18 protein-coding genes are annotated in these 17,860 nt (G+C 45.6%); 13 read left to right on the top strand and 5 right to left on the bottom strand.

Translation table 11 applies throughout. The features are described 5' to 3' along the window. Nucleotides 1-9: 9 nt before the first annotated feature. The 10 genes from OIU26_RS09685 to OIU26_RS09640 all read left to right on the top strand — a co-directional run bounded on the left by OIU26_RS09685 (nt 10) and on the right by OIU26_RS09640 (nt 10,071). On the top strand, nt 10-744 hold the full coding sequence (locus OIU26_RS09685) for a TerC family protein (protein WP_013369621.1): 735 nt from the start codon (nt 10-12) through the stop codon (nt 742-744). Nucleotides 745-911: 167 nt separating this feature from the next. Next, the gene (locus OIU26_RS09680; protein WP_264216671.1) at nt 912-2,099 is read left to right on the top strand and encodes an HpcH/HpaI aldolase/citrate lyase family protein; all 1,188 of its coding nucleotides are present in this window, start codon (nt 912-914) and stop codon (nt 2,097-2,099) included. A 52-nt stretch (nt 2,100-2,151) separates the two neighbouring features. Continuing rightward, complete coding sequence (locus tag OIU26_RS09675) at nt 2,152-3,498, top strand: phosphoribosyltransferase family protein (protein WP_264216788.1); 1,347 nt, start codon at nt 2,152-2,154, stop codon at nt 3,496-3,498. Beyond that, nucleotides 3,495-4,646 carry a cysteine protease StiP family protein gene (locus OIU26_RS09670; protein ID WP_264216670.1) on the top strand — a complete coding sequence of 384 codons (1,152 nt, stop codon included), beginning with the start codon at nt 3,495-3,497 and terminating at the stop codon, nt 4,644-4,646. The genes OIU26_RS09675 and OIU26_RS09670 overlap by 4 nt, the downstream gene beginning before the upstream one ends. After that, nucleotides 4,643-5,470 carry an HAD family hydrolase gene (locus OIU26_RS09665; protein WP_040102022.1) on the top strand — a complete coding sequence of 276 codons (828 nt, stop codon included), beginning with the start codon at nt 4,643-4,645 and terminating at the stop codon, nt 5,468-5,470. Before OIU26_RS09670 ends, OIU26_RS09665 begins: the two co-directional genes overlap by 4 nt. A gap of 25 nt (nt 5,471-5,495) precedes the next feature. After that, nucleotides 5,496-6,527 carry an ATP-grasp domain-containing protein gene (locus OIU26_RS09660; protein ID WP_264216669.1) on the top strand — a complete coding sequence of 344 codons (1,032 nt, stop codon included), beginning with the start codon at nt 5,496-5,498 and terminating at the stop codon, nt 6,525-6,527. A 58-nt stretch (nt 6,528-6,585) separates the two neighbouring features. Then, nucleotides 6,586-7,266, top strand: coding sequence for a hypothetical protein (locus OIU26_RS09655; protein ID WP_058829016.1), 681 nt, complete (start codon nt 6,586-6,588; stop codon nt 7,264-7,266). A gap of 95 nt (nt 7,267-7,361) precedes the next feature. Next, a complete protein-coding gene (locus tag OIU26_RS09650) occupies nt 7,362-8,462 on the top strand; it encodes a toxic anion resistance protein (RefSeq protein ID WP_264216787.1) in 1,101 nt (366 codons plus the stop codon). A 339-nt stretch (nt 8,463-8,801) separates the two neighbouring features. Further along, a complete protein-coding gene (locus OIU26_RS09645) occupies nt 8,802-9,350 on the top strand; it encodes a hypothetical protein (protein WP_013369629.1) in 549 nt (182 codons plus the stop codon). A gap of 43 nt (nt 9,351-9,393) precedes the next feature. Beyond that, nucleotides 9,394-10,071 (top strand): vWA domain-containing protein, encoded by a 678-nt coding sequence (locus OIU26_RS09640; protein ID WP_264216668.1) that lies wholly within the window; start codon nt 9,394-9,396, stop codon nt 10,069-10,071. Between the two features lie 188 nt (nt 10,072-10,259). On the opposite strand, the gene OIU26_RS09635 is transcribed toward OIU26_RS09640, so the two are convergent. From OIU26_RS09635 to OIU26_RS09620, 4 genes are all read right to left on the bottom strand, one after another. Next, nucleotides 10,260-10,640, bottom strand: a complete 381-nt coding sequence (locus OIU26_RS09635) for a DUF3899 domain-containing protein (protein WP_216975694.1) — start codon at nt 10,638-10,640, stop codon at nt 10,260-10,262. Beyond that, nucleotides 10,640-12,283 carry a peptide ABC transporter substrate-binding protein gene (locus OIU26_RS09630; RefSeq protein WP_264216667.1) on the bottom strand — a complete coding sequence of 548 codons (1,644 nt, stop codon included), beginning with the start codon at nt 12,281-12,283 and terminating at the stop codon, nt 10,640-10,642. Before OIU26_RS09630 ends, OIU26_RS09635 begins: the two co-directional genes overlap by 1 nt. Before the next feature lie 182 nt (nt 12,284-12,465). After that, a complete protein-coding gene (locus OIU26_RS09625; RefSeq protein ID WP_264216666.1) occupies nt 12,466-13,416 on the bottom strand; it encodes an ABC transporter permease in 951 nt (316 codons plus the stop codon). Nucleotide 13,417: 1 nt separating this feature from the next. Continuing rightward, nucleotides 13,418-14,344, bottom strand: a complete 927-nt coding sequence (locus OIU26_RS09620; RefSeq protein WP_013369634.1) for an ABC transporter permease — start codon at nt 14,342-14,344, stop codon at nt 13,418-13,420. Nucleotides 14,345-14,661: 317 nt separating this feature from the next. Here OIU26_RS09620 and OIU26_RS09615 point away from each other — a divergent pair, with 317 nt between their 5' ends. Genes OIU26_RS09615 through OIU26_RS09605 form a run of 3 tightly spaced genes read left to right on the top strand, consistent with a single transcriptional unit; the run spans nt 14,662 to nt 16,897 of the window. Continuing rightward, nucleotides 14,662-15,429, top strand: a complete 768-nt coding sequence (locus tag OIU26_RS09615; protein WP_016821455.1) for an amino acid ABC transporter substrate-binding protein — start codon at nt 14,662-14,664, stop codon at nt 15,427-15,429. Between the two features lie 40 nt (nt 15,430-15,469). Then, nucleotides 15,470-16,129, top strand: a complete 660-nt coding sequence (locus tag OIU26_RS09610; protein ID WP_025676166.1) for an amino acid ABC transporter permease — start codon at nt 15,470-15,472, stop codon at nt 16,127-16,129. A 15-nt stretch (nt 16,130-16,144) separates the two neighbouring features. Beyond that, a complete protein-coding gene (locus tag OIU26_RS09605) occupies nt 16,145-16,897 on the top strand; it encodes an amino acid ABC transporter ATP-binding protein (protein ID WP_013369637.1) in 753 nt (250 codons plus the stop codon). A gap of 292 nt (nt 16,898-17,189) precedes the next feature. On the opposite strand, the gene OIU26_RS09600 is transcribed toward OIU26_RS09605, so the two are convergent. Then, nucleotides 17,190-17,459, bottom strand: coding sequence for a DUF6809 family protein (locus OIU26_RS09600; RefSeq protein WP_264216665.1), 270 nt, complete (start codon nt 17,457-17,459; stop codon nt 17,190-17,192). Nucleotides 17,460-17,860 lie beyond the last annotated feature (401 nt).

Below are 17,860 nucleotides of genomic sequence, written 5' to 3'. Positions count from 1 at the left end.
ACTCTTTTCATGTTGAATGATTTATTTAAAAATATCAGCGAGAACTACGGCCATTTCTTTTCATGGAGTGATGTGGTAGGTACGCTTACTGACCCGGTGAGTTGGGGGATTATTGGAACTCTCATTTTGCTGGAAGGTCTTTTATCGGCGGATAACGCCTTGGTTCTCGCAGTTATGGTTAAGCATTTACCGAAGGAGCAGCAAAAGAGAGCCTTATTTTACGGGATTTTAGGTGCGTATATATTCAGATTCCTGGCCATCGGCTTGGGTACATTCCTGATTAAGTTCACGCTGATTAAGGTACTGGGTGCGGCTTATCTGCTCTACATCGCTTATAAGGGCTTATTCAAGTCCGAGGGTGATGGAGAAGTGAAAAACAAACCTACTTCTTTCTGGAAAACCGTATTAATGGTCGAACTGATGGATATTGCCTTCAGTATTGACAGTGTCATTGCCGCTTTTGGTGTGAGCGAGAAAGTATGGGTTCTGTTCCTGGGTGGTATACTCGGCGTTCTGATGATGCGTGGTGTTGCACAAGTGTTCCTCAAGCTCATTGATAAATTTCCGGAACTGGAACAGACAGCCTTTATTATGATCGCCATTATCGGGGGTAAAATGCTGGCTGCTGCTTTTGGCTTTCACATGTCGCAAGTATTATTCTTCGGCATTTTGATTGCCGTCTTTGTAGGCACAATGATTCTTAGCTCGGCGAAAAGAAAGAAAAAGGCCGACAAAGAGGCTTAATGTACAAAGTATAGCGAAATCCCTCCTGAAACTAAGGGGGGATTTCTTTTATACCCGAGGCACAGGGCTTCAGTCAGGCAAGAAAGAGCAAGAGGAGGGGAAGGGCCCTGAAATATTTTAATGATTTAACCTCTAAGGAAGTAGAAGCGATCTTTTGTACTCCACCGATGGAGTTTCATAACCGTTCACCCAAAAGTATATTGGCTTATGCCATAGGAGCGGCTTTGTACATGCCGGCGACTCGCTTGGAAGCAGCGGAAGAGATCAAGAATGGAAAGCATGAAGGACTAACAACGGTCATTCTGGATTTGGAGGATGCTATAGGGGATCAGCAGGTCGGACAGGCTGAAGAATCGCTGGCACAGCAACTGCTTCAACTATTGTCCTATGTACGGACAGGGATGATGAGTGAACAGCAATTACCTTTGCTGTTTGTACGTGTGCGATCTGTGGAACAGCTGGAACGACTGCTGAACAGTTTGGGAGAAACCCTGGAGCTGCTTACGGGCTTTGTCCTCCCCAAGTTCTCCTCTGATAATGGACGGGCGTATTTTGCACTCATTGCTGAATATAACCGGACTATGCATACAGGGGCAGGAGACGCAAGCCGCACGCCTGTGTTGTATGGATTGCCGATTCTTGAAAGCTCTAAAATTATTTATCGGGAAACCCGTTGGAAAGAGCTGCTGGCGATAAAAGAAATTTTGGACGAGGTTCAGGAATATGTGCTGAATGTACGAATTGGGGCCACTGATTTCTCCAGTCTGTATGGGCTGAGACGCAGCCCGGATATTACGATTTATGAGATTGCCGTCATTCGGGACTGCATCGCAGATATTATTAACTTGTTCGGACGCGTGGACTCGGACTATGTCATTTCCGGTCCTGTATGGGAATATTTCTCTCACCGGGAACGTATCTTTAAACCTCAATTAAGAGTGTCGCCTTTTGAAGACGCATTTGGGAAGCCGGGGCGCTACTTGCGAATGGACTTCATCTCAGATGCAGTGGATGGGCTGATTCGCGAAGTTATGATGGATAAAGAGAATGGGATTATCGGCAAAACGATCATTCATCCGTCCCACATTAAGCCGGTACAGGCCATGTATGCGGTGACTCATGAAGAGTATATGGATGCACTTGAGATTGTTGAACGTAACGACGGTAGTCTGGGTGTATTCAAGAGCACCTATGCCAACAAAATGAATGAAATTAAGCCTCATTTGAATTGGGCTTATCGTATTATAAATAGATCTAAAGTATACGGGGTGTTACATGAACAACAACATTTTGTCAGTCTCTTACCCAACTACGAAAACACATCTGCTGCCAATTCTGGAGCAGTTCAGCGTTAAAATTACGGAGACTCATAATCCATTCCGTCTTCCTGTGGACAAGCTGTTTGCGATGGCGGCACGGGTCAACAAAAAGCGTTCGTTTTTGTTTGTCAGCAAGGTGCTGGGCAAGCATATTCCGGTAAATCCATACACCTCTCTGTTAAGTGGGGCAGCACTGGCAATCCTGCTATATAAAGAGCTTGTCCCACAGTCAGGACAACAGATGGATAAACTGATTAGAGAGGCCGTTAGAGGACTTCTTGATTCGAATTATGCGAAAGAGGCCTATGAAAAGCTGATGGATGAACGTTTGGCTTTTGCTTTTCCAGAGCCAATCAAGTTTGTTGGTTTTGCCGAGACGGCTACAGCACTGGGGCACAGCATGTATCGGTTATTTGATGACGGTGCTACATATATTCATACGACACGCGAGGATATTCCGGGCCTTCGGCCTATTATTCGGTTTGAAGAAGAGCATTCGCACGCTGTTGATCATCGTTGTTATGCACTGAATGAAGATGCTTTTGCCGGAGATGGACCCATTGTGCTGGTAGATGATGAGATTACGACGGGAAAAACAACGCTTAATATTATACGGGATATTCAGGAACATTTTCCACGCAAACAGTATGTGATAGCTTCGTTATTGGACTGGCGGACAGACAGCGACGAGCGAGCTTTTGCCGATCTGGAAGCAGAGCTAGATATTAGGATTACGCCTCTAAGTTTGCTCAAAGGAAAGATAGAAATACAGGGAACACCGATACTGGATCACGCAGAATATGTCGGACAGACCGGGAACGCAGAGCATGCAGCCACTAGCACCGCAGAGGTTAATAAGGATTTTTCTGGAACAATTGACCACTGTTTTGAAAAGGATGCTTCCGCTTTTGAGCGAGTATCACATAGCTCCCTATCAACCGACGGGTACGCCAATACAACTCCTTATCTTAAATATACAGGTCGTTTTGGTCTACAATCCGCTGATAACCCAGCGCTGGATGCAGAAATCACGCGTACAGCTGAACGACTGAACCAACTTCGTTCAGGGCAACGCACACTGGTAATGGGTACGGGTGAATTCATGTACATTCCTATGCGCATTGCTGCGGAGTTAGGCCCGGATGTTTATTACCAATCGACGACACGCAGCCCGGTGTATCCCCACCGGGAAGAAGAGTATGGCGTCGCTTGTGGTGTGACCTATCCCTCGCCTGAGGACAGTACGGTACGCAATTTTATTTATAATGTAGAGCCCGGTCAGTATAACGAAATATTCGTTTTGCTGGAAAGAGAGTCGGACCCAGAGCGAATGAAGCCCATGCTGGATGCATTGAGCGGTCTGGGCTGTGATAAAGTGCATGTCGTTTATTTTAACAGTTTAACTAAGCAGGAGAGTAAAGGAGCGCGGATATGAAGCAAGCACTCATGGAGCAAATACAGCAGAAGAACATTCATCCGCCCGTACCGCTAGGCAGTTATCCTGCCTCGGATGTCACTTTTTTATTGAAGGATTTGAGCCGGGTTGCGTTGGAAAAAGGGACAGAGGATCGGGAAGAGGCGATACAGTCTGGAGTCCATTATTCAGAAATGCTGCCTGTGGAATACCAGCCCACAGCAGAGTATATTGGATTGTTTCACGAAACGCTTGCCCAATCTGCCCAAAAGGTTGCATTAGCGGCAGCTTCTGTGGCTGAGATGATTGTGAGAAAAAGAGGTCTGAACACGGCGATTGTTTCTCTTGCCAGAGCGGGAACGCCCATTGGCATCCTGATCAAGCGTTATATTGACTGGAAGTATGGCGTATCCTTACCGCATTACAGTATTTCTATTATTCGTGGCAAAGGTATTGACCGGAATGCTATTTTGTACATTCTACAGCAGCATGGGCTGGGGATTGAACTTCAGTTTGTCGATGGCTGGACGGGGAAAGGCGCCATTCGTCAGGTGTTGATCGAGGCCTGCCGTGAAATGAATGCGGATTACGGGCTGCGCCTAAATGATGATCTGGCGGTGCTAGCCGATCCGGGCAGCTGCTCGGAGACCTTTGGTACACGAGAAGATTATTTGATCCCGAGCGCTTGTCTGAATTCGACCGTATCGGGTCTGATGAGCCGGACGGTACTTCGGGACGATCTGATAGGTGCGGACGATTTTCATGGGGCTAAATTTTATGAATCCTGGCGTTCAGTGGATCAATCCAATACGTTTGTGGATACAGTATCCGGTTACTTTCAAGCCGTGGCTGAAGCGGCGGTTGCACATGCGGAACAGATGACATTGAATCCGCCGGTCGTGACGTGGCAGGGCTTACGGGATATTGAGGCGATTCAGCAGGCATTTGGTATTCGGGATATCAATCTGGTCAAGCCGGGAGTGGGGGAGACGACTCGCGTATTGCTCCGCAGGGTGCCGTGGAAAATTCTGATTGACCGTGAAGATAATCCGAATCTTCAGCATATTATGCTGCTGGCCAAGGATCGTGGAGTGCCTGTAGAGGTATTTAAAGGATTGACCTATTCCTGTTGCGGGATCATCAAGCCGCTTAAAGGGGGACAAGAATGATCTATGCAAGTGATCTGGATCAGACACTGATTTATTCCAAACGTTCGCTTGGCATGCCGCTGGAATCCCCTGGTCTGCTGCCTGCGGAACAGATCGACGGGGCGACGTCGGCCTTTATTTCTGCGCAAGCTTTACAATGGCTCAAGACATTACCGGCAGATGTCATGTTTATGCCTGTGACGACTCGGACCATGGAACAGTATAAACGAATCACCGTGTTTCAGACGGAGCTGATTCCCGCATATGCCGTGACGAGTAATGGCGGAAACATCATCGTCGGAGGCGAGGTGGACCGAGAGTGGAATCGGCGTATTCACGAACAAGTACGCCGCGATGGTGCTCATGCGGAAGAAGCACGTCAGGTGTTCGGACAGGTGCTGCATGAGGACTGGGTCGTAAGCGAACGTTTTTGCGATGAACTATTTTATGCTTTCGTGATTGAAAGGGATCGTATGCCGCTGGAACAGGTGCTGGAGAAGGCGCGGATGATGCATGAAATGGGCTGGGAGGTATCCATTCAAGGCCGTAAAGTATATCTGGTGCCTGCGGCCGTGAATAAACAGACAGCTGTGGAGCATATCCGTAACCTTACCAATGGGGGAGCTGTGGTTGCATCCGGTGACTCTTTACTGGACCGTTGTCTGCTGGATTATGCCGACTATGCGATTGCCCCGCGTCATGGTGAATTGTATCGGGAACAGCTGCGGGATAAGCTAGAGGTCAACTACCGATTTACGGAAGTGTCGGGGGTTTATGCAGCGGATGAAATTATGGAATATGTCTATGAAGTGCATGGGAGCATATCAGCGGCTCGTACTTCATGATTAAAATAGTAGGGGACGTGGCGCAGTGAAGAAGGTCAAAGTGTATTTTAACCGCTGGTTTTCGGTGGTGTATCATTATATGAACGCTATTCGTAACAATGAGGACGGTATTCCGTTCGAGATCTATGCCACACATTCGGATCCGCAGCACATGGCACTACAGGCCAGTGATGTAGCTGAAGTAGAGCCGCGCACGAGCGGTGTCGAGTATGCACAGTTTTGTGCTGATTTTTGCAGGCGACATGAAATTGATGTCTTTATTCCACGGTGGAATATGCTCGATATTAGCAAGCATCTTTATTTGTTCGACGATATTGGTACAGAAGTAATGGTGTGCCGGGATACCGAACTGCTGGAGCAATTGATGGAAAAAGACCTATTTTATGAATCCATTCGTCAAAAAGATATTGTCACCATTCCCGATTATGCCATTGCCAGTAATGCCGAGCAGTTTAGACAGGCGTATGAGTCATTAATAGCGCTTGGGCACAAGGTATGCTTCAAGCCCTGTAATGCAGAAGGTGGAATGGGCTTTCGTATCATCGATAATGAACGCAATCCACTGGAGGAACTGTTCGGTCATGCGCTGAATCATATTTCGTTCGAGGAGGCCTATCGCGTATTGTCTTCCACAGAGACGTTTCCCAATTTGATGGTGATGGAACTGCTGGAGGGATACGAATACAGTATCGACTGCTTGGCTGACCGAAACGGAAAATTGTTAGCAGCAGTTCCGCGTAGGAAGGCAGGAGGGCGATTACGGCTACTGGAGCAGCATTCTGAACTGTTGAAGGTGGCAGAGAAGGTCGCTGAGGCGTATCACATTCCGTACAATTATAACATTCAAGTGAAATATAACGGCGAGCGGGCTAAGCTGTTAGAGATCAATCCACGGATGTCGGGAGGTCTTCATGTATCATGTTTGTCAGGCATTAATTTTCCTTACCTGGCGGTGAAATCGGCTGTGGGTCATGAAATCGGTTCACTGCACCCGCAATACGACATTCTAGCCAGTCATATCGAGCAGCCGATCACGATACGCCAATCCTTACATTGACATAGGCAAATATTGTTTTCTACAATATGGTAAGGGTTTACGTCAGGAGGTACAAGCTATGACTTCTAAAATGTGGGGTGCCACGATTGCTGTGGTCAGCTACCTGATTGCGCTTTTACTAAGTTCTTGGTTGCCGTTGTTTGTGTGTTTGGCGATTCCGATCATTGGTCTGGGAGGATACAGCCTTATCATGGCTGTTCGCCATCCTCGACCTAATCTGACTGGTTCCGTGATTCCGGTGGTGCAGGAGCAGGTCGGTGAGACACAGCAGCATGAAAAGGAAGATGCCGTTCGACCGGAGTCTATAACAGGACAAGTACGTCAACCAGATCAGGTGAGCAGTGAATTTGCTCAGGTGATGGAGTATTTGGAGGTACTGGAGGATATGGTGATCTCCGAGGGACAGAAAGATGCGCTAGATAACGAGATTGTCGAGAAGGCGCTGGCTCTATTTGCACGTTTGCAGCGGGTCATCCCGCTTTTGCATGAGTTGAACAACAGTGAAGTGAATCACACGGTTCGGAGATTGATTTTGAAGGACTTGAACGGACTGATTAACCCGTTTCTTCGGCTTAGTGGCGATGCGAAACGGACCAACCGGAGGACGCTACTAAACGGATTGCGAGATGTGGATAGCAAAATATCTGTGATTGTATCCACGGTGGAGCATAAGGATCTGATGGAATTACAGAGCAAAGCAGAGCTTATTCACCAGCGATACAGCAGTTCCGAACTGTAGGTTACTTTAAAGAATAAAAATCAGCAGCATAGCTGCTCTGAACAATAACTATTAGCTCTCAGCAACAGTTGTTTTCAGAATAGGAGGTTAGCATGATGGCGACCCCATGGGCTGAATTGAAAAAAGAAGATGAACAAAAGGTGACTGAGGAGGCTTCGCAGCTGATTCAAAAGGTATCGCAAAGCGATGTTATGAGTCTGGATACCTTAATGGATGACATTGGTAAGCTGGGGGTTAAAACGCAGGAACGGGCGGGACAAACCCTTAAAATGTTGGATCGTCCGGTAAACGACCTCATGTCCGGTGATCGGGCTGAGGTCTCGAATATGATCTTAAAACTCCGAGATGAATGTGAAACGCTTCAGCAGAGTAAAGATGTAGGTTTTTTTGGCAAACTCCTGCGTAAAAGCCCGTTGAAAAACTACATTTATAAGTATCAGTCGGTGAAGACCAACATCGAAAAAATCATTACTGCCTTGAGAGATGGCAAGGATAATTTGGAAGAAAACATCGTCAGCATGAGACAGTTGAAGAAGGCTTCCATTGAAGAAATCTACAATTTGCAGACGAAGATTGCCTTTGGTAATCGCTTGAAAGAGCTGTTCGAAGCCGAGATTGCCAAGCCGGAAAATGAAAATCGCAAGCCTCATCTGGAGCGGGGATTGCGCAAAGTAGTTACTCGTACACAGTCGATGACTGAAATGATCTTGTTATACAATCAGGCCATTGCAGCAACGGATATTATTAATGATAACAATGATAAACTGATTGATTCTGTCAATAATGCGATTGATAAAACATCGAATCTAATCACCGTATCGGCTATGATCGCGATGGCACTGGCCGATCAAGATAAAATTATTTCAGCCGTTGATGCGACTAACCGTACGATTGAGGATCAATTCAAGGAAAATGCGAAGCTTCTCAAAACGACGACCGAAAGAACGACAGATCTGCTTAGCAAGCCATCGATGTCATTGGAAGCTGTGAATCAGGCGATTGGCGATTTGGTATCTGCTTTGGATCTGTCTGAAAAATCAAACCGTCGGATTATTGAAAGCTGCCATGATTATACAAGTAAAATGACAGCAATCAATGCCAACCTTAGCCAACGTTTGGGCATCGAAGGGAAAGAACAATCGAAACCACTGAAGGATAACCATTCTTCTGAGGGTCTAAGTTCGTTTTTGAACTGATAGCTAATATACAATAATATAATAATCTATGAAAAAAGACGCCAGGGTGAGTCCCAAGGGCGTCTTTCTTTGGTTTGGCAGTGGACAATAAAGGACATGATGAACATATATAGCATTCTCGTGCATAAACTCTTAAAAAGTGAAATGACAAAGGAGAGAATGAGCGTATGATGTCCTTTATTTTAGGGTGTGTGATTGTCTTTTTACTCGTGGCTGCCAGTAGCGAAAAAGCAGACTCTATTGTGGAGTTAAATGAAACTGTGAAATAAAATTTTTTATTGAAAATCATGCATTTTCTGATAGGATAGAGTTAAATATTGGAATCCCAAAGGAGAATGCATGCTGGAATTTTCATTTGAAATCATCGATGAATCGAAAATCAACATTGTATATCAGTATGGGAGCAGTAGCTTCAATTTTAATTTATTTTTTAATTACGGTGTGTGGACGCTGCATCCCTTTGATGGGATTCTGTTGCAGAACAAGGAAATGTGCCGTCTGATCGTTACAGATCTGTTTAAGAACAAAGATTTTCATGTCATGCTGGCACGCGAAAATATTTTATTGTCAACCCTGCGTACCTCTATTGACCTCAATCCCGAAACTCGGGGAGAGCGATATCAGGAACAGGAATTTGATGAGCTGTCTGAATTTGCTGAGACACACAGCTTTGAAGATGTGCTGCAAATCGAGCAGGATTCTGTCCGCGAACGTATCGATTTTTTCCAAAACATCATCCAAAGGATGTATATGGAAGGATTCGGACCGGAAGACAATGATTTTAACAAGGTGCAAGCTATCCTCCGCATTTATAAGGCTGCACATGACCAACTCGGAGAATTGAGCGACTTTCCCCTAAGTGGCGACGAGCGACGACGCAGATGGTAGATTAGATGGACTAGTGAAAACATCATAGAGGAGCGTGGGGAACATGAGCGGTATTTCTTTACTTAAAAAGAATGCGCAATTGGTACTGACTAAAAAGAATCTAACGAATGTGACCGCGAGAGTTGGATTAGTGCTCGATATTTCAGGATCTATGAGAAGTTTGTACAAAAATGGTACCGTTCAAAAAGTGTTGGAGCGAATTGTTGCGGTAGCAAGTTCTTTGGATGATGATGGTGTACTGGATGTATGGGTGTATGATCACCGTTTTTCACGGTTGCCATCCGTTACCGAAAATGACGTTGACAACTATGTTGAAAAACATATTTTGTCCAATGATTATTTGCCCAAGTTTGGCCGAAATGATGAGCCTCCAGTGATGCGTGATGTCATCGCCAAGTACACCAAGGAAGAACCCTCTTCAGATCCGGCTTTTGTTATTTTTATTAATGATGGCGGTGTGAAGCGTGGCAAAGGGGACAATATTGACAACGCAGTCATTGATTCATCAGGAGAGCCAATTTTCTGGCAATTTATCGGTGTGGGTGAATCCGATTTTGGCGTATTAAAGAAGCTCGACAACATAGAAAGTCGTGTGGTAGATAACGCCAATTTCTTTCAAATACAAGATATCGAATCTATGGAAGACAATCAACTGTACGAACTATTACTTAACGAGTTCCCGTCATGGCTGCAAGAAGCGAAGGAAAAGCATATTTATTAAGGCTAATAAGTCTTGTACTATGAGAAACTTTTCAAAGTTTAATATAAAAAATGAAAAAAGAGAGAGCTCTGCTAGCAAACGCTTTGCGGAACTCTCTCTTTTCATTTTACCAATCACTAAAACGTATAGAAGCATTATGGCGGTTGCACGCGCAGCGTCCACCAACCGCAAGAAAGCTTCTCATTTCCTTAACTCATCCCCATTAATACTATCGAGCAAAGTAAAAGTCCCGTCCCGCACCCCGAAGTATATACCTTGAGGTGGCGGAACATGGATGTTTTCCAGGCAGACAGAGATTCATCGGAACGCAAACGTTCATTTTCTTCCTGTAATGCCTTGGATTGACGAATGAACAACTGCCCGATGTCGGCAAATCCCCGCAGAAAGAGGGTGAGAAAGCCACTTTGCAGAACATGGAAGATCGCACCAATCACCAAGCCCAGCAATCCTAACAGAAATAGCAGATTTGCGGTAGCCAGGTTTTCACGACCATACATGAGATGGGGTGCGGCGTATAAAAATCCTAAGGTACCGACAATCAGGGCAGTGATCCCGAAACGTAAAATCATTATTTTTCGACCCGTTTTGCAAAACGTAGATCTGGGTTCGAACGAGCATCAAATACGATGCCTTGAATTTTAGGGCTGATTAATGCGGTATCCGCAGAGAACTGGATCGGAATAATCGGCAGATCTTCCATCAATACGTCTTCTGCCTGATGAAGCTGTTCAAAGCGTTTTGCCGAATCAAGCTCAAAGGTTGAGGATTCGATCAGCTTGTCATACTCCGGGTTGCTCCAGTTGGTAAAGTTGTTCGAATTTTTGGAAGTATAGTGTCCCAATACGCCAAGCGGATCAAGGAAGTTTCCTTCCCAACCCATACGGGCGATCTGGAAGTTCTTTTGTTTAAAGGTATCAATGTATGTTTTCCATTCCTGATTCTCCAGCGTCACTTCAACGCCCAGGTTCGTTTTTAGCATTTCTTGAATGGCTTCAGCTACTTTTTTATGCTTGTCCGACGTGTTGTACTTGAAGGTGATCGGTGGCAGCTTGGTCAAACCTTCTTCTTTCAGTCCTACAGCCAGCAATTGTTTTGCTTTTGCTGCATCAAACTCATAGTATTTTTTCGGCGCTTCATCACGGAAGTCTTTGCCAGACGGTGTTGTCGTTCCGTATGGAACATAGCCGTATGCAGGAGTTTCGCCACCTTTGGTTACGTTGGTAGCCAGTGCTTCACGGTCAATGGCGTAGGCAATGGCCTGTCTGATTTTTTTATTGTCAAATGGCTTTTGTTTTACGTTGAAAGAATACGTGTACACACTGAAGGATGGGTGCGACAGGAATTCCTTGCTGCTCTTTTCCTGATCCAGTGTATCCACAGGGAGGCTCAAGATCAGATCCAGATCGCCTGTTTTGTACATTTGATAATAGGTTGTGGAGTCTTGAACCATTTTAAAGTTAATCGTTGCCATTGTTATGGCATCTTTGTTCCAGTATTGATCGTTTTTCGTCAGCGTAATTTGCTCGTTATGTTTCCATTCCTTGGCTACATACGCGCCGTTGCCGACAATCGTGTTAGCTTCTGCTGCCCATTTGTCGCTTTTCTCCACAACAGCTTGGTTCACGGGTAAATAGGCGTGACCGACAGCAATCGTTGGGAAGAAGCTCAGCGGTGATTTTAGCTCAACGACAAGCGTTTTATCATCTTTAGCTGTAACACCTACATCTTCAATTTTACCTTTGCCTGTGTTGTACGCTTCGGCACCTTTGATGTAGTAGAGGGCAGAAGGATCGTAGGCAGCCGTTTTCGGATTCAGGACTCGTTTCCAGGAGTATTCAAAATCCTTAGCTGTCAGCGGGTTACCATTCGACCATTTTGCGCCGTCACGAATGGTAAAGGTGTATGTTTTGCCGTCAGGAGACACGTCTACTTTGCTGGCAGCACCTTCTACGATTTTACCGGCTTTGTCGTATGTATACAGCCCTTCATACAGGTTATCAATGACAAAATAGGACGTTGTATCTGATGCGAAGGCAGGGTCCAGCGTATAAGGCTCGCCACCTGCCAGATTGGCTGTAATTTCTTGCGGGACATCTGCTTGAGACGCAGCGGACGAGTCGTTGCTTGCTGTCTTGCCTGCAGTGCCAGAGCATCCTGCCAAAGCCGTTACGGCTAAAAGTAAGATGATCGTCATCCAATGCATTTTTTTCATCGTGGTTTTCCTCCATTATTATGGTTAGTTAAACGATCAGCCGGGATTTATTCAACCTCCTTTCCGGCAGGTATGCCGCGTGTGCGCACTTCCATAAAGGAACTGCCGTTTTTTCTGCGGTTAGGCGAGAAGCTGCGGATCATGGTGACACCCCTCCTTGTCCAATTTGGATATCTGTGTTGTTAATGCTGTGAACGCGGGTCAAGTGCATCCTGAAGCCCGTCTCCAAGTGTGTTGAACGCCAGCATGGTGAGCGATATCATCAGACCGGGGAAGAATAAGCGCCACCATTGACCGCTTAAAATAACGCCGAGCGAGTCGTTGGCCATTGTTCCCCAGCTTGCTGAAGGTGACTGAATCCCCAGACCGAGAAAACTCAGGAACGATTCGGCAAAGATAGCCGACGGGATAGTGAACGTCAGGTTCACGATTATGATGGCCGCTGCATTCGGCAGCAGGTGCCTGAAAATAATGCGTGAATGAGATGTCCCCAAGCTGCGGGCGGCCAGCACATATTCCTGCTGCTTGAGCTGTAGGATTTGCCCACGTACCACCCGAGCCATGCCGACCCATCCGGTAATTGATAAAGCAATAATCATCGTGAGCAGGCCGGGCTTCATAATGACGAGCAGCAGAATGATGACCAGCAGATAAGGAATGCTGTACAAAATTTCAATAATACGCATCAGGACATTGTCGATTCGGTCGCCCGTTTTACCATGTCCCGCACAATAACCAGCTACACAGCCGACGAGAATGCCAAGCACCAAATCAATGGCAGCAGCAGCAAAACCAATCATAAGTGAAATTCTAGCTCCGGCCCATGTCCGTGCCCATATGTCTCTCCCCAGATCATCCGTGCCAAACCAATGCTCTTTCGAAGGAGAGAGGTTCGTTTTCAAAAGGGATTGATCACTGGGTGCATAAGGAACCATGGAAGGTCCGACAATCGCTAGCACAATAATAATGATAAGTAGAGAAAACCCCAACAGAGCAAGCTTGTTGTTAAAAAGTCTGCGAAGCCGATCCCGCCATGGTGACTCTTGGGGTCTGGTCAACGTGGGGGTGGGTATCTGGCTGCGGTCTACAAGACTAAACAGACTGTCCTTTTCGACAGTAGGTGCTGCTTTCATGTTAATCTCCTTTGCTGACTAATTTGATTCGCGGATCGACAAGGCGATAGGATATATCAATTAGAAATAAGGTAACGACCAGAATGGCACTGTAGAAAATGGTCGTACCCATAATGACTGGATAATCCCGGTTAAAGATACTGTCTACGAAATATTTACCGATGCCGGGAATGGCGAATATTTTTTCGACGACAAAGGTACCTGTAATCACAGAAGCGAATAGCGGTCCGATAAAGGACAGCACCGGAATTAATGCATTGCGTAGTCCGTGACGAATGACTATTGCCCAAGAGGACAACCCTTTCGCTTTGGCGGTGCGTATGTATTCCTCATGCATGACTTCCAGCATACTTGTCCGCATAAAACGGGCGATAACAGCAAGAGGTGAAACAGCGAGAGCTAGCGATGGAAGCACCGTGTGCTGCCAGGTTCCCCATGAGGCGACAGGAAGCAGATGCCATTTGACGGCAACATACTTGATTAACAATGGCGCTAATATGAAGCTGGGGACGGAAATACCCACAATGGCGATAAACATTGAAATATAATCCAGTGGTCGATTATGGTGTAAAGCAGCCAATGTTCCGAGTGAAATACCGGCTATAATCGCAACCACGATGGATTGAATACCCAGCAGTGCAGAAGGTGGAAAGCCTCTGGCGATAAGCATATTTACGTCGGTTGTTTTCGATTGAATAGACGGACCCATATCCAGCACGAGCAGATTTTTGAGATACAATACATACTGCACAGCGAGCGGCTTGTCCAGATTGTACCTGGCACGCATGTTTTGTAATACAGCCTCCGGAATGGTCTTGGAATCGTTCGAGAACGGATCACCCGGAATGATGTGCATGATAATAAACGTTAAAGTGACGATAATCCATAACGTAATGAGCATCGTGAAAAGACGTTTTAAAATGTACATGGGATTATATTTCTCCTGTCTTTCAAGCTGATTTACATTCTATTGCTGCTGAATCTTTGAAATTAATAAAAGTATATAAGAATACTAGGAAATAATAAAACGGATAAGGTAACATGTCAAGGTAAGGTTTTACATTATAGAACACAGGTCAAATTTCCGTCACAAGTTTTCCATTTTTATAAGGCTAAGATTCCGCTGATTCCTCTCGACGAGTATCCTGCGGTATGTTATGATGATACTCTGATAACGTGTTAACGAACTAAAGCGTTTGCCACCTGTTCTTGAATCGGGGGTCACCATTGTTGGAGGGGAATAAGATGAGAAAAGCAGCCATGTTTACGATGATGATTGGGTTGATTATGATCGTGTTGGCCGGATGTTCCGGCGCTAAGGATAGCAGCAAGTTGATTATTGGAATTGATGATAAATTCGCGCCGATGGGCTTTAGAGATGAAAATAATGAGCTGACCGGTTTTGATATTGATTATGCGAAGGCGGCCGGGGAACAAATGGGCAAGCAAGTGGAATTCCAGCCGATTGACTGGTCTGCCAAAGAATCCGAGCTGAACAGTGGACGTATTGATCTCATTTGGAATGGATACACCATTACAGATGAGCGTAAGGAAAAAGTACTGTTCACGAAGCCATATCTGAAAAACAGTCAGGTCATTGTTGTTCCAGCTACCTCCAGTCTCTCCAAGCTGGCTGATCTGGCAGGCAAAACGGTGGGACTCCAAACGTTGTCCTCAGCAGCCGATGCATTAGATGCGAATCCGATTAAAAGTAAATTGAAGTCAGTGTCTGAGTACCCGGATAACGTTCTTGCTTTGACAGATCTGAAAACTGGTCGCCTGGATGCAGTTGTCATTGATGAAGTTGTTGCCAAGTATTATATGTCCAAGGAGCAAGGGACGTATAAGCTGCTTGATGAATCACTGGCTCCTGAGGAATATGGCATCGGCGTGAAAAAGGGGAATGAAGAGCTGTTGACGCAGCTGCAATCTGCTTTGGATGAGCTGCACAAGAACGGAAAAGCGGCTGAGATTTCGAAAAAATGGTTCGGTGAAGATAAAGTATTAAATTAATACGTAATGTAATGAACTAAGGGTTTAGGAGTCGAAGGTTATGAGTATGGAATATATTTTACGAATTATGAAGCCTATGCTTGAAGGGGCACAGATGACGGTTATTTTATTTTTCATTACGCTCATCTTGTCTATTCCGCTCGGGTTTATCGTTACGCTGCTGGCCAAAAGTCGGTTTAAGCCTATTGCCTGGCTGATGCACACGTACATTTATGTTATTAGAGGCACGCCGCTTTTGCTGCAATTATTGTTCTTTTGTTTTGGTCTGCCGATGTTGCCTGTCATTGGGGAATATCTGGTACTGGACCGGACAACGGCTGCGGTACTGGCATTTGTACTGAATTATGCGGCTTATTTTGCAGAGATTTTTAGAGGCGGGATGTTGTCGATTGATAAAGGGCAATACGAGGCTTCGCAAGTGCTGGGCTTAAGCAAGTCGCAGACGTTGATTAGAGTCATCGTGCCGCAAATGGTACGGATTGCTTTGCCTGCGGTAACCAATGAGGCGACGACCCTGGTGAAAGATACGGCTTTGCTGTATGCGGTAGCAGTACCGGAACTTTTGCATTTTGCCAATACGGCTGTAAACCGTGATTTCTCGATTGTGCCTTATGTTGTAGCGGCAGTTATTTATTTGTTGATGGCTTTGGTGCTTACAATATTCTTCAGAGCACTGGAAAAACGTTTTAAATTCGAGTAAAAGGAATGTCGGGATATGAACACTAACGCAATAGAAGTAACCGATTTGAAAAAATCATTCGGCCAGCTCGACGTTCTGAAAAGAGTGAGCTTTAACGTGAAGTCGGGCGAGGTTGTAGCTGTCATCGGTCCTTCAGGTTCAGGGAAAAGTACCATGCTTCGCAGCTTGGTGCATCTGGAGGATGTGACGGGCGGGACGATTCGCATCCATGATAAAGCCCTGGTGGAAAACGGTCACTATGCTCCGGCAGGCGACATTAAGAGCATTACTACCGGAATGGGCATGGTGTTTCAACATTTTAATCTCTTCCCTCATTTGACGGTGCAGGATAATCTGGAACTGGCTCCAAAGCTGGTGAAAAAGGTGAGCAAGGCTGAGTTGCGACGCCAGAGCGCCGAGTTGCTGGCTAAAGTCGGCTTGGCGGATAAAGCGGATGCGTATCCGTCCCGATTGTCGGGGGGACAGAAGCAGCGGGTGGCGATTGCCCGGGCAATGATGATGAACCCTGATATTTTACTGTTTGACGAGCCGACCTCGGCGCTTGATCCTGAGCTGACAGGCGAGGTACTGCGAGTGATCAAAAAGCTGGCTGAGGAGCATATGACGATGGTCATCGTGACCCACGAAATGAATTTCGCAAGAGATGTGGCAGATCGCGTCATTTTTATGGACAATGGAGAAATTGCGGAATCCGGTACACCGGAGCAGATTTTTGGCAATCCGCAGTTGGAGCGGACGAAGGTGTTTTTGAATCGGGTGGGGGATTAAAAACATAGTTGTTTCCAGGGGAGGCGCTGCGCGTGCAGATTGTTCTTCCGATCGCTGTTGCAACGGCGAACGCTCCGCTTCTTCAGAACAATTCTGCCCGCTCCGCTCACCGACCACCTGTGACTGTAATATGTTTTTAAGCAGAAAGTGTGAGTAGGAATAATAGAAAGGGAGATGGCAAAGCGCCATCTCCCTTTTTTGCAGTTGCAGGGCGTACTGCAAAACTGGGCTTGTTTAAGCTGATAAAGCACTCTTTTCTCAATCATTTTCCTTATCGTTTATGACCAGCAGCTCATTCTTTCTCACTGCTAAATACTTCAATCATTGTTAATGCCCCCGTCCGATAACCGTGGGTGAACGCTGCTGCGGAGTGCAGGGAAGTTGACTCGCTTAATAAATCAAACATGACTTCAATTTGCTCAAAATCGACTGCCGATAATTTATTTTTCAACATCTCCATAAGATCGCAAATTTTTTGATTCACTTTTTGAGATTCGGGGTCGTTTGACTTTATTTGTTCACTGGGACGCCAGTTCCCATAATACATATCCTCCAAAATCATTTTTTTATCCTGCCTCCTATGAATACTGTTGTGTTAAGTCTTTGTTATCACGTAAATCTATCATCCAAGCAAAGTTTACTACATATGGAAGATACATATTGATATCTATGCGTTATTCGCATAAAACTTTTTTAGTATACAAGCTGAGTTAAAAATGTACATGCGGTGCCACTACGCGGTCGTATTTCTTAATCAAGCTAAACAGTTTGAAATTCGGGCACAAAGGTGAATGTTATCGCTTGAACAGCACTATTCTGTCCACTTCGTTCTTGTTCGACTTGGTGCCGACTTCTTACAAATCTCGCAAACGACCTATTATAATTTCCAGTAATAAAGCTCCCGTGATGATTTACAGGAGCTTTATTACTGGAATTATTCATTAAAACGTCCCATTATAACCG

Origin of the sequence: Paenibacillus sp. BT-177 (assembly GCF_025846815.2) — a bacterium.
Classification (GTDB): domain Bacteria; phylum Bacillota; class Bacilli; order Paenibacillales; family Paenibacillaceae; genus Paenibacillus; species Paenibacillus polymyxa_C.
This window is presented reverse-complemented; position numbering and strand designations above follow the sequence as displayed.

Coding starts and splice junctions, on each gene's coding strand:
- OIU26_RS09685 (WP_013369621.1), top strand. CDS start 10: ATGTTGAATGATTTATTTAAAAATATCAGCGAGAACTACGGCCATTTC.
- OIU26_RS09640 (WP_264216668.1), top strand. CDS start 9,394: ATGAGCGGTATTTCTTTACTTAAAAAGAATGCGCAATTGGTACTGACT.
- OIU26_RS09645 (WP_013369629.1), top strand. CDS start 8,802: ATGCTGGAATTTTCATTTGAAATCATCGATGAATCGAAAATCAACATT.
- OIU26_RS09610 (WP_025676166.1), top strand. CDS start 15,470: ATGAGTATGGAATATATTTTACGAATTATGAAGCCTATGCTTGAAGGG.
- OIU26_RS09625 (WP_264216666.1), bottom strand. CDS start 13,416: ATGAAAGCAGCACCTACTGTCGAAAAGGACAGTCTGTTTAGTCTTGTA.
- OIU26_RS09600 (WP_264216665.1), bottom strand. CDS start 17,459: ATGATTTTGGAGGATATGTATTATGGGAACTGGCGTCCCAGTGAACAA.
- OIU26_RS09680 (WP_264216671.1), top strand. CDS start 912: ATGGAGTTTCATAACCGTTCACCCAAAAGTATATTGGCTTATGCCATA.
- OIU26_RS09630 (WP_264216667.1), bottom strand. CDS start 12,283: ATGAAAAAAATGCATTGGATGACGATCATCTTACTTTTAGCCGTAACG.
- OIU26_RS09665 (WP_040102022.1), top strand. CDS start 4,643: ATGATCTATGCAAGTGATCTGGATCAGACACTGATTTATTCCAAACGT.
- OIU26_RS09615 (WP_016821455.1), top strand. CDS start 14,662: ATGAGAAAAGCAGCCATGTTTACGATGATGATTGGGTTGATTATGATC.
- OIU26_RS09620 (WP_013369634.1), bottom strand. CDS start 14,344: ATGTACATTTTAAAACGTCTTTTCACGATGCTCATTACGTTATGGATT.
- OIU26_RS09650 (WP_264216787.1), top strand. CDS start 7,362: ATGGCGACCCCATGGGCTGAATTGAAAAAAGAAGATGAACAAAAGGTG.
- OIU26_RS09605 (WP_013369637.1), top strand. CDS start 16,145: ATGAACACTAACGCAATAGAAGTAACCGATTTGAAAAAATCATTCGGC.
- OIU26_RS09655 (WP_058829016.1), top strand. CDS start 6,586: ATGACTTCTAAAATGTGGGGTGCCACGATTGCTGTGGTCAGCTACCTG.
- OIU26_RS09635 (WP_216975694.1), bottom strand. CDS start 10,640: ATGATTTTACGTTTCGGGATCACTGCCCTGATTGTCGGTACCTTAGGA.
- OIU26_RS09670 (WP_264216670.1), top strand. CDS start 3,495: ATGAAGCAAGCACTCATGGAGCAAATACAGCAGAAGAACATTCATCCG.
- OIU26_RS09675 (WP_264216788.1), top strand. CDS start 2,152: ATGGCGGCACGGGTCAACAAAAAGCGTTCGTTTTTGTTTGTCAGCAAG.